The 14,068-nt window shown below is 67.0% G+C and carries 14 protein-coding genes and 3 tRNA genes; 13 read left to right on the top strand and 4 right to left on the bottom strand.

Annotation, left to right across the window (positions count from 1 at the left end):
• Nucleotides 1–4: 4 nt before the first annotated feature.
• Together AC07M7_RS00255 and AC07M7_RS00250 are read left to right on the top strand one after the other, a co-directional pair.
• Entirely contained in the window at nt 5–418 is a 414-nt protein-coding gene (locus AC07M7_RS00255; protein WP_428709145.1) for a type IV pilin protein, read from the top strand.
• Nucleotides 419–491: 73 nt separating this feature from the next.
• Nucleotides 492–568: transfer RNA gene (locus AC07M7_RS00250), tRNA-Asn, on the top strand.
• Nucleotides 569–628: 60 nt separating this feature from the next.
• On the opposite strand, the gene AC07M7_RS00245 is transcribed toward AC07M7_RS00250, so the two are convergent.
• Entirely contained in the window at nt 629–1,189 is a 561-nt protein-coding gene (locus tag AC07M7_RS00245) for a GspH/FimT family pseudopilin (RefSeq protein WP_495206505.1), read from the bottom strand.
• A 109-nt stretch (nt 1,190–1,298) separates the two neighbouring features.
• Between AC07M7_RS00245 and uvrB the strand changes: the two genes are divergently transcribed.
• From uvrB to AC07M7_RS00230, 3 genes are all read left to right on the top strand, one after another.
• A complete protein-coding gene (gene uvrB / locus AC07M7_RS00240; RefSeq protein WP_046984513.1) occupies nt 1,299–3,323 on the top strand; it encodes an excinuclease ABC subunit UvrB in 2,025 nt (674 codons plus the stop codon).
• Nucleotides 3,324–3,429: 106 nt separating this feature from the next.
• Nucleotides 3,430–3,504: transfer RNA gene (locus AC07M7_RS00235), tRNA-Val, on the top strand.
• A 98-nt stretch (nt 3,505–3,602) separates the two neighbouring features.
• A tRNA-Val gene (locus AC07M7_RS00230) sits at nt 3,603–3,677 on the top strand.
• Nucleotides 3,678–3,775: 98 nt separating this feature from the next.
• On the opposite strand, the gene AC07M7_RS00225 is transcribed toward AC07M7_RS00230, so the two are convergent.
• Nucleotides 3,776–4,108 carry a hypothetical protein gene (locus tag AC07M7_RS00225; RefSeq protein WP_478475105.1) on the bottom strand — a complete coding sequence of 111 codons (333 nt, stop codon included), beginning with the start codon at nt 4,106–4,108 and terminating at the stop codon, nt 3,776–3,778.
• 182 nt (nt 4,109–4,290) lie between these two features.
• On the opposite strand from AC07M7_RS00225, the gene AC07M7_RS00220 reads away from it, so the two are divergent.
• On the top strand, nt 4,291–4,431 hold the full coding sequence (locus AC07M7_RS00220; RefSeq protein ID WP_162838403.1) for a hypothetical protein: 141 nt from the start codon (nt 4,291–4,293) through the stop codon (nt 4,429–4,431).
• Between the two features lie 56 nt (nt 4,432–4,487).
• Here AC07M7_RS00220 and AC07M7_RS00215 read toward each other — a convergent pair whose 3' ends face one another.
• Nucleotides 4,488–4,772: a hypothetical protein gene (locus AC07M7_RS00215; RefSeq protein ID WP_004152241.1), complete on the bottom strand. Its 285-nt coding sequence runs from the start codon at nt 4,770–4,772 to the stop codon at nt 4,488–4,490.
• A gap of 32 nt (nt 4,773–4,804) precedes the next feature.
• Nucleotides 4,805–5,572 (bottom strand): MipA/OmpV family protein, encoded by a 768-nt coding sequence (locus tag AC07M7_RS00210; RefSeq protein WP_253078660.1) that lies wholly within the window; start codon nt 5,570–5,572, stop codon nt 4,805–4,807.
• Between the two features lie 143 nt (nt 5,573–5,715).
• Here AC07M7_RS00210 and AC07M7_RS00205 point away from each other — a divergent pair, with 143 nt between their 5' ends.
• From AC07M7_RS00205 to lpxK, 7 genes are read left to right on the top strand one after another with little or no spacing between them, the layout of a single operon-like run.
• A complete protein-coding gene (locus tag AC07M7_RS00205; RefSeq protein WP_046984515.1) occupies nt 5,716–6,387 on the top strand; it encodes a response regulator transcription factor in 672 nt (223 codons plus the stop codon).
• A 1-nt stretch (nt 6,388) separates the two neighbouring features.
• On the top strand, nt 6,389–7,732 hold the full coding sequence (locus AC07M7_RS00200; protein WP_253078659.1) for a sensor histidine kinase: 1,344 nt from the start codon (nt 6,389–6,391) through the stop codon (nt 7,730–7,732).
• Between the two features lie 58 nt (nt 7,733–7,790).
• The gene (locus AC07M7_RS00195) at nt 7,791–10,190 is read left to right on the top strand and encodes a DNA internalization-related competence protein ComEC/Rec2 (protein ID WP_495206504.1); all 2,400 of its coding nucleotides are present in this window, start codon (nt 7,791–7,793) and stop codon (nt 10,188–10,190) included.
• Nucleotides 10,191–10,193: 3 nt separating this feature from the next.
• Nucleotides 10,194–10,856 (top strand): MotA/TolQ/ExbB proton channel family protein, encoded by a 663-nt coding sequence (locus tag AC07M7_RS00190; RefSeq protein WP_046984508.1) that lies wholly within the window; start codon nt 10,194–10,196, stop codon nt 10,854–10,856.
• Nucleotides 10,857–10,859: 3 nt separating this feature from the next.
• Nucleotides 10,860–11,282, top strand: a complete 423-nt coding sequence (locus tag AC07M7_RS00185; protein ID WP_046984507.1) for an ExbD/TolR family protein — start codon at nt 10,860–10,862, stop codon at nt 11,280–11,282.
• Nucleotides 11,279–13,027 carry a lipid A export permease/ATP-binding protein MsbA gene (msbA, locus tag AC07M7_RS00180; protein WP_136638765.1) on the top strand — a complete coding sequence of 583 codons (1,749 nt, stop codon included), beginning with the start codon at nt 11,279–11,281 and terminating at the stop codon, nt 13,025–13,027. The genes AC07M7_RS00185 and msbA overlap by 4 nt, the downstream gene beginning before the upstream one ends.
• Nucleotides 13,027–14,046 carry a tetraacyldisaccharide 4'-kinase gene (gene lpxK, locus AC07M7_RS00175; RefSeq protein ID WP_046984505.1) on the top strand — a complete coding sequence of 340 codons (1,020 nt, stop codon included), beginning with the start codon at nt 13,027–13,029 and terminating at the stop codon, nt 14,044–14,046. The genes msbA and lpxK overlap by 1 nt, the downstream gene beginning before the upstream one ends.
• Nucleotides 14,047–14,068: the final 22 nt, after the last annotated feature.

The following is a 14,068-nucleotide window of genomic DNA, read 5'->3' as shown; positions in this document are numbered from 1 at the left end:
GCCCATGCATGTGTACAGCAGGCGTCGAACCGCCACCGGCTTCACCCTGATCGAGCTGATGATCACCGTGGCCGTGGTTGCCATTCTTGCTGCCATCGCGTTGCCTTCGTACCAGGCCTATGTGCGCAAGGCCAATCGTGCCCAGGCCAAGGCCGATCTGGTCGAGCTGGCGCAGATGCTGGAGCGGCGGCATACCGTGGAGAACACCTACGCGGGCTTGACGCTGCCGTTCTCGCAATCGCCGCGTGACGGTACCGCCAGATACACGCTTTCCTACGTGGGAACGCCGAACGGCACCTCCTTTACCCTCCAGGCGGCACCGACCGAGATCCAGAAGAAGGACGGCTGCGGCACACTGAGCCTGGACCAGGCCGGGCGAAAGACGCCGAATGCCAGCAAGGGTCCCGGATGCTGGTAAAGGGCGGGCCTTTGGGCCGCGTTGCAGAAAAGGCTTGCACTCCCCTGCAAACGCTGGCTAAAATGCGCACCCCGCCCGAATAGCTCAGCCGGTTAGAGCACTTGACTGTTAATCAGGGGGTCGTTGGTTCGAGTCCAACTTCGGGCGCCAGATTCGAGAAAGCCGCGAGAAATCGCGGCTTTTTTCGTTTGCACGATGGCGCTGCGGACTTCAGCAGGCGGTGGGCCTTTGCGGGCGCTGGCTCCTGACCCGTCCGGGGACGCTGATGATGACGCGGCTGTGCTCCTGCCCGTCCACGCACAGCACGATGGACTGGTTGGTGCCGGCATTGCGGCCGTCGGGCCGGAACCGCACATCGGGCCGATGATCGCTGGTGCGCAGGTCGACATGACGCTGGCGTGCCCTCTGCACGCGCAGTTCCCTTGCGGTGCCAGTTGCGCTGTTGGCCGGTTCGACCTGCACCCGCCAGCCCTGGCTCCATGCCTGGTCGCAGGTCATGCCATCCGATGTGCCACAGACCGTCACGCGGCGGCGTTCGGTGATGGCGGCGCTGCGCGCCATCGACAGGCTGGCGACCAGTTCGGCGCGCAGCGCTTCCGCCTGGAAGTGCCGCAGCGTGCGTTGCCAAGGGCCCCAGGCCAACGCCAGCAGGACCGACAGCACCATGACGGCGACCAGCAGCTCGATCAGATGGAGCCCGCGGTGGAGCCGGGCAGGGCGAAGACGATGGGACATGCCTCCAGCCTCGACGTACGCCGGGGCATTCACCATCACCCAACGCCGCGCTCACCTGCCCGGAAACCCCTCAGCGGGCCGTCACTCCATGCCCCGTATACTCACCACTCCCGTGAACTGGCACCACCATGGAACTGGCAACACCATGAGCGACCGTTTTGAACTCGTCTCGCCGTATTCGCCGGCAGGCGACCAGCCCGATGCCATCGCCAAGCTGACCAGCAATTTCGAAGCAGGCATCGCCAAGCAGACCCTGCTGGGCGTCACCGGCTCGGGCAAGACCTACACCATCGCCAATGTCATCCAGAACGTGCAGAAGCCGACGCTGATCATGGCGCCGAACAAGACGCTGGCGGCGCAGCTGTATGGCGAGTTCAAGGCGTTCTTCCCGCACAACGCGGTGGAGTATTTCGTCAGCTATTACGATTACTACCAGCCCGAAGCCTACGTGCCGTCGTCGGATACCTTCATCGAGAAGGACAGTTCGATCAACGAGCACATCGAGCAGATGCGGCTGGCCGCGACCAAGACCCTGCTGTCGCGCCCGGATGCGATCGTAGTGGCGACGGTGTCGGCCATCTATGGCCTGGGCGCGCCGGAAGACTACCTGTCGCTGCGCCTGATCCTGTCCAAGGGCGAGCGCATCGACCAGCGCGACCTGATCAATCACCTGACCCAGCTGCAGTACACGCGCAACGAGTACGAGCTGCAGCGCGGTACGTTCCGCGTACGCGGCGAGGTGATCGACGTGTTCCCGGCCGAGTCGGACAGCGAGGCGCTGCGCATCGAACTGTTCGATGGCGAGGTCGAGAAGATCACCCTGTTCGATCCGCTGACCGGTGAGACGATGCGCAACCTGATGCGCTTCACGGTCTACCCGAAGACCCACTATGCAACCACGCGCGAACGCGTGCTGGCAGCAGTGGAAACCATCAAGGTCGAGCTGAAGGAGCGGCTTGAGCAGCTGTATGCGCAGAACAAGCTGGTCGAAGCGCAGCGCCTGGCCCAGCGCACCCAGTTCGACATCGAGATGATGGCCGAGGTCGGCTTCTGCAACGGCATCGAGAACTACTCCCGGCACCTCACCGGCAAGAATGCCGGCGAACCGCCACCGACCCTGTTCGATTACCTGCCGCCCGATGCGCTGCTGGTGATCGACGAATCGCACGTGACCATCCCGCAGATCGGCGCCATGTTCAAGGGCGATCGTTCGCGCAAGGAGACGTTGGTGGAGTTCGGTTTCCGCCTGCCGTCGGCGCTGGACAACCGTCCACTGCGCTTCGAGGAATGGGAAGAGCGCTGCCCGCGTAGCATCTATGTGTCGGCGACGCCGGGACCGTACGAGTATCGGGAGGCCGGCGAAGAAATCACTGAGCTGGTGGTGCGGCCGACCGGCCTGATCGACCCGGTGGTGGAGATCCGCCCGGTCGGCACCCAGGTCGATGATCTGATGAGCGAAGCCAACGAGCGCATCAAGGCTGGCGACCGCGTGCTGGTCACCACCTTGACCAAGCGCATGGCCGAGAACCTCACCGAATATCTCACCGAACATGGCATCCGCGTGCGCTACCTGCACTCGGACGTGGATACCGTCGAGCGTGTGGAAATCATCCGCGATCTGCGCCTGGGCAAGTTTGACGTGCTGGTGGGCATCAACCTGCTGCGCGAAGGCCTGGACATGCCCGAGGTGTCACTGGTTGCGATCCTGGACGCGGACAAGGAGGGCTTCCTGCGCTCCACCGGCTCGCTGATCCAGACCATCGGCCGCGCCGCGCGCAACGTTCGCGGCAAGGCGATCCTGTACGCCGACAAGATCACCCGCTCGATGCAGGCGGCGATCGACGAGACCGACCGCCGTCGTGCCAAGCAGGTCGAGTACAACGAGGAGCACGGCATCGTGCCGCGCTCGGTGGCGCGCCCGATCGTCGACGTGCTGGAAGGTGCACGTTCGGATGCAGCCGAGAAAGAGGCGAAGAAGGGTAAAGGCAAGGGCAAGGCCGGCGTGGCCGAGGAAGCGGCCGATTATCGTTCGCTCAGCCCGGCCCAGCTGGCGGCCCGGCTCAAGGCGCTGGAGCAGAAGATGTACCAGCACGCCAAGGACCTGGAATTCGAGGACGCCGCGCGCGTGCGCGACCAGATCCGGCAGCTGAAGGAGGCCAGCCTCGGCTGAACGCGGCAGTGCAGCATCATCTTCACAAAAGTATTGCGCTCAACCGCCGGCATCCGTAATATACGCGGCCTGCACCGACGCATTCGCGGAAATGCAGAAGCAATACGGGCGGTTAGCTCAGCGGTAGAGCACTACCTTGACATGGTAGGGGTCACAGGTTCGAACCCTGTACCGCCCACCACGAAGTCCTCGCAGGAGGGTTGTCGTGAACTGCAAAGCCCGGCCCTGGCGCCGGGTTTTTACGTAGCAAGGCCAGCTTTCGGGCGGCAGGAACAATATGGGCGGTTAGCTCAGCGGTAGAGCACTACCTTGACATGGTAGGGGTCACAGGTTCGAACCCTGTACCGCCCACCACCTGGCTCCCGGCACTGCCGGTGCAGCGGTGGACTACGATGAAAGCCGGCCCTGGGCCGGCTTTTCTCGTTTTTGGCATCGGCCACAGTTGCACATGGTCAGTGCTGCACGACCAGGTCTTCGACGCTGATCATCCGCTGCAGCTTCCAGTGGCCGTCCACGCGCTCCCAGAGCTGGGCAACGCGAACCGTCGCGCCAAGCGTGGGCTGGGTATCGGTGGGGGCGTGTTGCAGGGGCTGGTTGGCCAGCCGCAGGACCCGGTCCTGGCGCAGCCGGTACAGCAGCAGGGAGGGCGAGCCGCAATCCTGTCGTGCGGCTTCCGGCTGCTGGGTTTCGGCAAGCAGGATCTGGCTGCGAAGGGCCTCTTCAGTGGGCTCGTTGCCAGCGCTGAACAGGCTGGAGAGCAGCAGCATCAAGGCAAGCATCGGCATGGCACGGTGCTCCAGCGGGAAAGTGCACGCAGGCTGGCATGACATGTGGGGTGCTGCAGCCGGCCTGCGACGAAGGCCGGAATTGAACCGCCAAAGACGGCCGGGGAGCGATGAATCCGGGCCGTGCAGGCGTAGACTCCGGTCTACCGCGCAATCGCGCCGTCACTGCAAGGAGCTGCCGCATGAGCGATCACGTCCCGGTTTCCAGGCCCAATCCGTTTTTCGAACTGCTGTTCGGCGGCAACATGCTGGAAGGCACGTTCAAGGCGGTGATCTGGGTGGCCCTGCTGGCGGCGGTACTGGCCTGGACCACCTTCCGCTGAGTGGAAACCGCACGGCACGGCACGGGGGGGCATGCGCCGGCACTGAACGCTGGAGATCAGGCGCTGAAGGCCTGCCGCAGGCTGCGCAGCGTCGCCTGGCGATGTTCCTTGGCCGTCGCTTCGCCCATTTCCAGTTCCTGCAGGCGCAGCCCGACCAGGGTCATCGACAGCGCGTAGCCGCGTGCCGCATCGGCCACGCGGGACAGGCCCAGCGCCCGTCGTGCCAGTGCGTTCACGTGCTCAAGGTCGGGCATGAGGACGAGGTAGGCGCGCTCGGCGCTGTCCAGGTCGGGCGCACGCAGGATCGCGTGCGCTTCGGTGGTGGGGGAGACGGAGGCCATGTGGGGTGTCCTTGTCCGTAACGGGCGCTCGATCAGAACGAGCGCATCAGGGAAACGAAGGCTGACGTCTGTGTACCGCGTCGCGCCATCGGGCTGTCCTTCACTGCATCACCGAACCATTGGTTGGCGACCACGCCGGTCGCGCGCCACTTCGTGCCCAAGGGCGTGCTCACCGCGATCTGCAGGCTCGGCGACGTCGCGCTACCCGGGTTGTAGGCGGCAAGCCCCGAGCGCACTGCTTCCTCGTCGCTGATGCCGTAGTAGTAGTCGAGCAGGCGTGCACTGGAATGCACCACACCCACCCGGGGCACCCAGGTGAAGCGTCCGGCCTGGATCGGATAGCTGTAATGCAGGCGCGATTCAATGCCGCCGCCATGGCCGGTGACCTCGCGCATCACGCTGGCTTCGACGATGCCCCAGTCAGCGCTGTATTCGCCGTTGAGCCCGGCCATGGCCGACATCTGCCGGCTGTGCAGGCGGCGCAGCTGCGGATCGTTCACGTCGTCGGTCTTGAAGCGCAGCGTGTACGGGGTGACCGCAGCCGACAGGCGCAGGCCCCGGCCCTTGTACAGGTACATGCCCAGCGAGCCGGGGCTGGCGAAGAAGCGCTGGCCCTGCCAGGCAATGGACGGTACGACCAGCGGCTTGACGTCATAGTGGGCGTAGGCCCCAGAGGTCGCCCCTGCGCTTATACCGGCCTGCACGCCCGGGTTCTGCTCGCCGGCGTACGCTGCCAGTGGCAGGCCAATGGCGGCGGAGAACAGCAACGGGCGCAGCAGTTTCGGGGGCAGCGACGGCATCGATCAACCACTTTGCGGGGGATGGCTGCGCATGGTGAGGGCTCAACATTGTCAGAACATTGCGCCGGTGCAATCGGCACGCCTGGGGGAAAAAGCTGGCGGCAGGCACTATGATCGGCACCGTTTCCGTAACCGAGCCGCTGATGCGCATCCTCCTGGTCGAAGACGATCCCGATCTGTCCCGTGCCCTGCAATCGGGCCTGGAGCGGCAGGGCGTGGTCGCCGACGTGGTCGGCAGCCTGGCCGAGGCGGCGATCGCATTGCGCGAGCCGGTGCACCAGCTGATGCTGCTCGACCGGCAGCTGCCCGATGGCGATGGCGCAGGTTTCGTCGCCACCGCGCGTTCGCTGCGGCCGAACCTGGCGGTGATCATGCTGACCGCCAAGGGCACGTTGTCGGACAAGGTTGAAGGACTGGATGTCGGCGCCGATGACTACCTGGTCAAGCCGGTGGCGATCGAGGAGCTGATGGCGCGCATCCGCGCGGTGTCGCGGCGGCCGTCGGCGATGGTGACGCCGAGCCTGCACCTGGGCCGGCTGGAATTTGACTTCGAGTCGCTGCAGGCGCAGGTGGAGGGCCAGCCGCTGGCGTTGCCACGGCGCCAGGTGCTGGTGCTGCAGGCATTGGCGATGCGGCAGGGGCGGACCGTCACCCGCAGCGCGCTGGAGGCGGCAGTGTACGGGTTCGATGATGAGATTCAGTCCAATGCGCTCGACGCGCATATATCCAAGCTGCGCAAGGCGCTGCAGCAGGCCGGGGCGGGCGTGGAAATTCATGTGATCCGCGGTGTCGGCTATCTGCTGGCGGAGGGCTGAGATGGCGCGTCCGATCCGTTCCATCACGCTGGGTCTGGCCTGGCGCCTGTTCCTCGCGCAGGCCTTCACCGTGCTGTTCGCGGTGGTCGCGCTGATCCTGACCTGGGGCGACAAGGACACCTGGGGCATGGACATGTTCATGGCCGAGGCGGTCGCCAAGGCGGTGCACAGCGACGGCGGCCATTTGGTCCTGGACGAAGCGCGCTGGCGCAGGCTGGACGCGGAGGCAGGCGGTAACCTGTGGTTCGCGGCCGTCGATGACAAGGGCGTGTGGCTGGAGCGCGGCACGATCCCTGCGATCCACGCACCGCTGCTTGCGCGTCTGCCGACGTTGGGTGCCACCGAACTCGGCTCGCTGGTGCCACCGTACCTGGACGTGGCGCGGGTGATGATCCGCAAGGAAGATGGTCGTCGCATCACGGTGATGGTCGGTGGCGCGCCGAAGGGCGGCCTGCTGGATGGCGCGCTGATGGTGCTGCGCCTGATCGGCCTGTGGTTCTTCCTGCCGTTGATCGTGGTCACGCTGCTGGTGATGCCGACGGTGATCCACCGTGCGATGCGCGGGGTGCGCCGTTCCGCGCAGCAGGCCAAGGAGCTGGATATCGGCCAGCCGGGTGCGCGACTGGATGCACAGCTGGTATCGACCGAGGTCGCACCGCTGGTGGAAGCCTTCAACGACGCAATCGACAAGGTGCAGCAGGGGTATGCCGCGCGTGACAAGTTCCTCGCCGATGCCGCGCACGAACTGCGCGTGCCGATCGCAGTGGTGCAGGCGCGGCTGTCGCAGCTGCCGCAGGGCGAGTTGAAGTCGCAGCTGTTGACCGATGTCGCCCGCCTCGGCAACGTCGCCGAGCATCTGCTGGACCTGCAGCGGCTCGATCGCAATGTCGGCGCACTGCAGCGGCTGGACCTGGCGCTGCTGGTACGCGAAGCGGCCGCGGATCTTGCGCCGTTGGTGGTCGGCGCCGGCTATGGCTTTGAAGTGGATGCGCCGGAAGTGCCGGTGTGGATCCACGGCGACAGCCTGGCGCTGGGGCGGGTGATCGCCAACCTGGTCCACAACGCCATCGTCCATGGTGGCGGGCGCGGAACCATCTGCGTACGGCTGGACGCGCGCGGCCTGCTGGAAGTCAGTGACCAGGGTGCCGGCATTCCGGTCGGTGACCGCGAGGCGATCTTCGAGCCGTTCCATCGGCTGCGTGCGGCCGGCAGTGGTAGTGGCCTGGGCCTGCATCTGGTCAAGGAGATCGTGCAGCACCATGGCGGATCGGTCAGCGTCGGCGAGGCGGCCGGTGGTGGCGCCAGTTTCCGTGTCAATTTCCATCGCGGTAGCGTCCGCCGCTGACGCCAATACGGGCTAAAACCCGATAGGCAACCTGCTGCCCCGGCGCCAGGCTGGGGTGATGGTCGTCGAACGATCCGCCCCACCGCTGTTTGGCAGTGGTTGTGCCGCCGGTCTGGTGCTGGGTGCGCTGGCCTGCGTGCAGCTGCCGGTGCTGCCGCCGTTGTGGCTGTGCATGCCGTTGGCCATTGCCAGCGCCACAGGCTGGATCGTGCCTTGGCGCGGCCGCGCCTGGGCGGCTGCACTGTTCGGCCTGTCGTGGGCGGCATTGCACGGACACTGGGTCCTGCAGGACCAGCTTCCACCCGGAGGGCCGGCGCAGGGCGTGCAGGTCCTTGGCCGAGTGGTTGATCTTCCACACAGTGGCCCCGGCTATACCCGTTTCGTGTTGAAGGTCGACGAGGCCGATGCGCTGCCCTCCTTGCGTGGCAAGCGCCTGCAGATCACCTGGAACGATCCATGGCGTGGACCGCCTGCGAGCGGCACCGATGGTGGGCGCCATGCGGTTCAAGCTGGCGCGCACTGGGAGCTGTCGCTGCGGGTGCGGGCACCGCGTTCGCGGATCAATCCTGGAGGCTTTGACGGCGAGCGCCATGCATTGCTGCGGGGTATATCCGGCACCGGTACGGTGCGCGATCCGGCGAGTGCGCGTGAGCGGCGACCCGCGCACGGCCTGCCGGCCTGGCGCGAGCGCAGCAGTGCTGCCATCGCCACCCAGGTTGCCCATCCTGCCGCTCGCTTCGTACAGGCGCTGGCACTGGGCGATACCCGCGGCTTGTCCGATACCGACTGGGAACACCTGCGCGCTCTGGGCCTGACCCATCTGGTCGCCATCTCCGGATTCCATGTCGGTGTGGTTGCCGGCTTTGGCGTGATGTTGTGCCGGGGGCTGTGGTGGCTGTGCCCATGGTTGGCCCGCTGCTGGCCACGGCCGCAGGCGGCCGCGTGGGGCGCCGCATTGGCGGCGGTAATCTACGCGGTGGTCGCCGGCGGCGCGCTGCCCACGGTGCGCGCCGCGCTGATGATCGGCGTGGTTGCGTTGGCCCGCGCCGGGCGTCGTCCGGTCGGTGCGGGGCAGGGGTTGGCACTGGCTGCCGTGGTGATGCTGCTGCCGGCACCGCTGTCGGTGCTGGCCGCCGGTTTCTGGCTCAGCTTCGGTGGCGTGCTGTGGCTGCTGTGGTGCCTGCCCCGCAGCGGGCCGGAGGGCGTCGGTGCTGGCCTGCGCGGATTCCTGGCCGCCCAGGGCGTTGCCAGCCTCGGCCTGCTGCCGTTGTGCGTGGCGCTGTTTGGCGGCACTGCCCGCTTGGGCCCGCTGGTCAACCTGCCGATCATCCCCTGGTGGACGCTGCTGGTAGTGCCGCTGTCGCTGCTGGGGACCGGGTTGCATGCGCTGCACGACGGGGCGGGGCGCTGGGCATGGCGCGCCGCTGCTGGGCTGTTCGAGCTCAGCTGGCAGGCCCTGCAGCCGCTGGCCCTGCATCCGCAGGCGATGTGGTGGCTGGCCGAGGCGACGCGCTGGGCGGTACCCGCAGCGTTGCTGGGGGTGTTCTGGTGGCTGCTGCCTCGCGGGAACGGCGGCGGCCTGGCCGGCCTGCTGTTATGCCTGCCGCTGCTGTGGCCGGCACGTGAGACACCGGCGGAAGGGGAGCTGGAACTGCTGGTGCACGATGTTGGCCAGGGCACGGCGGTGCTGCTGCGCACCGCGCGGCACGCACTCTGGTACGACGTCGGGCCGCCGACCGGCGGCGATGGCAACGAGCGGATCCTGGTCCCGGCCCTGCGCGCGCTGGGGCAGGCGCCGCCGCAGCAGGTGATGCTCAGCCACGATCACCTCGACCACACCGGCAGCCTGCCCAGCCTGCGTCGCCAGCTGCCGGGGCTGCAGCTGCTGGCGCCACCGGGCAGCGCCATCGCCGGTACCCGGCCGTGCCAGCAGGGGCTGCGCTGGCAGTGGGACGGGGTCGATTTCCAGGTGCTGCACCCGGCGCCCGGCAGCCGCCACGCCGAGAACGAGGACAGCTGCGTGCTGCGCATCGCCAGCCGCCATGGCGTGGTGCTGCTGGCCGGCGATATCGGTCAGCCGGCCGAGCAGGCGCTGCTGCAGGCGTCCCCAACGGCACTGAAGGCGGACGTGGTGCTGGTGCCGCACCATGGCAGCGGCGGCAGCTCCAGCGGCCCGTGGGTGGCCGCGGTAGCACCACGGCTGGCGCTGGTTTCGGCCGGCCACCAGAACCGCTTCGGCCATCCCCGCCCGGACGTGGTCCGGCGCTGGCAGGCGCAGGGGGCCGAAGTGCTGGCCACGGCCGATTCCGGTGCAATCCGCGTATGGCTTGGCGCACAAGGGCTGCAGCTGCGTGAACAGCGTATCCACGCATCCCGGTGGTGGGATGCCGCTGGGCGGGCGCGGTCGGCTGCTATCCTATCGCCGATTGAACAAGCGGCCGCTGGGCCGGAGGGTTGAAACGTGTGGGAACTGGTCAAGGCCGGTGGCTGGCCGATGGTGCCGCTGCTGCTGTTGGGCGTACTGGCTTTGGCGATCATCCTGGAGCGTTTCTGGTCCCTGCGGCGTACTGAAGTGCTGCCGCCCGGCCTCGGCCAGGAAGTGCGCAACTGGGCGGCACGCGGCAAGCTCGACCCGGCCCACCTGCAGACCCTGCGCAGCAACTCGCCGCTGGGCGCGCTGCTGGCCGCTGCGCTGGAAGCGCGCAACCGGCCGCGTGACCAGATCCGTGAACGCATCGAAGACACCGGCCGCCACCTGGTGCACCGCATGGAACGCTTCCTCAACGCGCTGGGCACCATTGCTTCGGCCGGCCCGTTGCTGGGCCTGCTGGGCACGGTGATCGGCATGATCCAGATGTTCCTGGGCATCCTCGACCACGGCGTGGGTGATGTGAACCAGCTGGCCGGTGGCATCGGCAAGGCGCTGGTGTGCACCGCCACCGGCATGATCGTGGCCATTCCGGCACTGATGTTCCACCGCTACTTCAAGGGCCGCATCCACGGCTATGTGGTGGAGATGGAGCAGGAAGCCAGCGCGCTGCTGGATACGCTCGACGGCCGTCCCGGGGTGTTGAACCCGGCCCCGGCCGCACGTCCAGCCAATGCTGCCACGGCAAAGGCCTGATCGATGCGTATCGGCAACGACCGATCCCAGGATGAGCCGCATATCGACCTGGTGCCGCTGATCGACGTCATCCTGGTGCTGATCATCTTCTTCGTGGTCACCACCACCTTCGATGCGCGCTCGACGCTGCAGGTGCAGCTGCCGACCGCCAGCGATCAGCCCAGCAACGAACCGCCGCGCTCGCTCAGCGTGTTGATCAACGCCGAAGGCCGCTATTTCATCAATGACCAGGAAGTGCTGCGCAGCGACGTCGAGTCGGTCAAGCAGACCATCGCCGCCGTGGCCGGCAGCGACCGCACGCAGCCGGTGCTGTTACGCGCCGACGCACGCACTCCCTACCAGGCCGTGGTGACCGCGCAGGATGCGCTGGGTCAGCTCGGTTTCCGCCGTATTGCCATTGCAACAGCACCCGAGGTGCGTCCATGAGTTCCAAACACGCGCCGGTGTGGCCGATCTACAAACGTCTGTTGGGGTATACCCGCGCCTACTGGGGCCTGATGGTTGCCGCCGTCATCGCCATGGTGGTGGAGTCGGTGGCCGGCTACCACTTCACCAAGCTGATGGAGCCGCTGGTCAATCGCGGCTTCGTCAATCCCGAGCCCAGAATGGCGGTGATCCTGCCGCTGACCATCCTCGGCCTGTTCCTGATGCGCAGCGCCGCCACCTGGGTCAGCGACTACGCGCTGGCCAAGACCGGCCGCAGCGTGGTGCGCGACCTGCGTGAGCAGGTGCTGGCCAAGTACCTGCACCTGCCGTCCTCGCATTTCGATACCGAATCGACGCCGGTGATGGTCAGTCGCCTGAATTTCGACACCGAGCAGGTCACCCAGGCCAGCGCCGATGCGCTCAAGACCGTGGTGGCAGATACCCTGACCATCATCGCCATGCTGGCAGTGATGCTGCAGATGAGCGTCAAGGTCACCGTGGCGATGCTGGTGGTGGTGCCGATGATCGGCGTGATCGTGTCCTACGTCGGCAAGCGCTACCGCCGTATCAGCCGCGGCATCCAGGACGGCATGGGTACGATGGCGCAGACCGCCGAGCAGTCGCTGGCCGCGCAGCAGGAAGTGAAGGTGCACGGCACCCAGCAGCATGAGATGTCGCGTTACTCGCGCCTGGCCAACCGCATGCTGGCACTGAACATGAAGGTGGAAATCACCCGTGCCGGTGCCTCCAGCGTGGTCCAGTTCCTGGCTGCGCTGGCCCTGGCGGTGATCGTCTGGGTGTCGACCCGTGAAGCCTTGGCGGGGCGCCTGAACGCCGGCCAGTTCATGGGCCTGATGATCTCGATGACCGCGATCATTCCGTCGCTGCGCCGGTTGACCAGCGTGCAGTCCTCGATTTCCCGTGGCGTGTCCGCTGCCGAGCGCCTGTTCGACATCCTCGACATGCCGGTCGAGCGCGACGAGGGCCGCAATGCAGCGCAGCGCGTACGCGGTGAACTGGCATTCGAGCACGTCATGCTGCGTTACCGCGAAGACAGTGGCATTGCCCTGGACGACATCAGCTTCGTCGCCAAGCCGGGCACGGTTACCGCCATCGTCGGCCGTTCCGGCAGTGGCAAGACCAGCCTGATCCGGCTGGTGCCGCGCTTCTACGAGCCCAGCGGCGGGCGCATCACGCTGGATGGTGTGGCGCTGGACGACTATCCGTTGGCCGACCTGCGCCGCCAGGTGGCAATGGTCGGGCAGAAGGTCATGCTGTTCGACGACACCATCGGCGCCAACATCGCCTATGGCATGGACGCGACCGACGAACAGATCCGTGCGGCGGCCGAAGCGGCCAATGCGTGGGAGTTCATCGCGCGCATGCCGCAGCAGCTGCAGACCCCGGTCGGCGAGAATGGCGCGCTGTTGTCCGGTGGTCAGCGCCAGCGCCTGGCGATCGCCCGCGCGATCCTGCGCGATGCGCCGATCCTGATCCTCGACGAAGCCACCGCCGCGCTCGACAATGAATCCGAGCGCCTGGTGCAGGACGCGCTGCAGCGCCTGATGCCCGAGCGCACCACGCTGGTCATCGCGCACCGCCTGTCGACCATCGAGCATGCCGACCAGGTGCTGGTGATGGACCACGGCCGCATCGTCGAGCGTGGCACCCACAAGGAGCTTCTGACCATGGGCGGCCTGTACCAGCATCTGCACAGCATGCAGTTCCGCGAAAGGCAGGACTGATGGCCGGCAAGGGTACCCAGACCCCGCCGTACTGGTACGACGGCAGCCCGGTTCCGTGGGCGATGCGCCTGCTGGCGCCGCTGTACGCCGGTGTCACCGCGTTGCGCCGGCGTGCCTACCGGCGCGGCTGGCGCAAGCACTACACGCTGCCGGTGCCGGTCATCGTGGTAGGCAACATCACCGCCGGTGGCACCGGCAAGACGCCGCTGACCATCGCGCTGGTGGAGCGCCTGCGAGCCGCTGGCTGGAAGCCGGGCGTGGCCAGCCGTGGCTACGGCCGCGAAGACGCCGACAAACCGCTGTGGGTGCAGGCCGACACGCCGACCGCCAAGGGCGGTGACGAGCCGGTGCTGATCGCCTGGAAGACCGGCGTGCCGGTGCGGGTGGACCGCGACCGAGTGGCCGCAGGCAAGGCCCTGATCGAAGCCGGTTGCGACGTGATCGTCTGCGACGACGGCCTGCAGCACTATCGGCTGGCGCGCGACATCGAGATTGAAGTAGTCGATGCCCAGCGCCGCTACGGCAATGGCCGGATGATCCCGGCCGGGCCGCTGCGCGAACCGGTCAGCCGTGCCAGCGAATGCGACTTCCGTGTAGTGAATCTGGGCCAGGCCGACGAAGAGACCGCGACGCAGGCCTGTGGCTTCGGCCAATGGCCGATGGCGCTGCACATCGACAGCGCGCAGCCACTGGCCGGTGGCCGTGCGCGCCCGCTGGCGTACTTCAAGGGCCAGCGCGTGCACGCCGTGGCCGGTATCGCGCATCCGCAGCGCTTCTTCGACATGCTGCGCGCGCGTGGCATCGGCGTGGTGCCGCATGCCTTCGCCGATCATCAGGCCTACCAGCCGCAGGACCTGTCCTTCGGCAGCCAGCTGCCGGTGCTGATGACCGAGAAGGACGCGGTGAAATGCCGTGCGTTTGGCAATGATTGGCACTACGCGGTTCCGCTGCGTGCCGAGCTGCCTGCCGCGTTCTGGGTGGCGCTGACCGACCGCCTGGACAAGCTGCGACCGAACTGAGTGGCGCAGCGGTGCTTGCATT

The organism is Stenotrophomonas sp. GW821-FHT09E08 (assembly GCF_059416125.1).
This window is presented reverse-complemented; position numbering and strand designations above follow the sequence as displayed.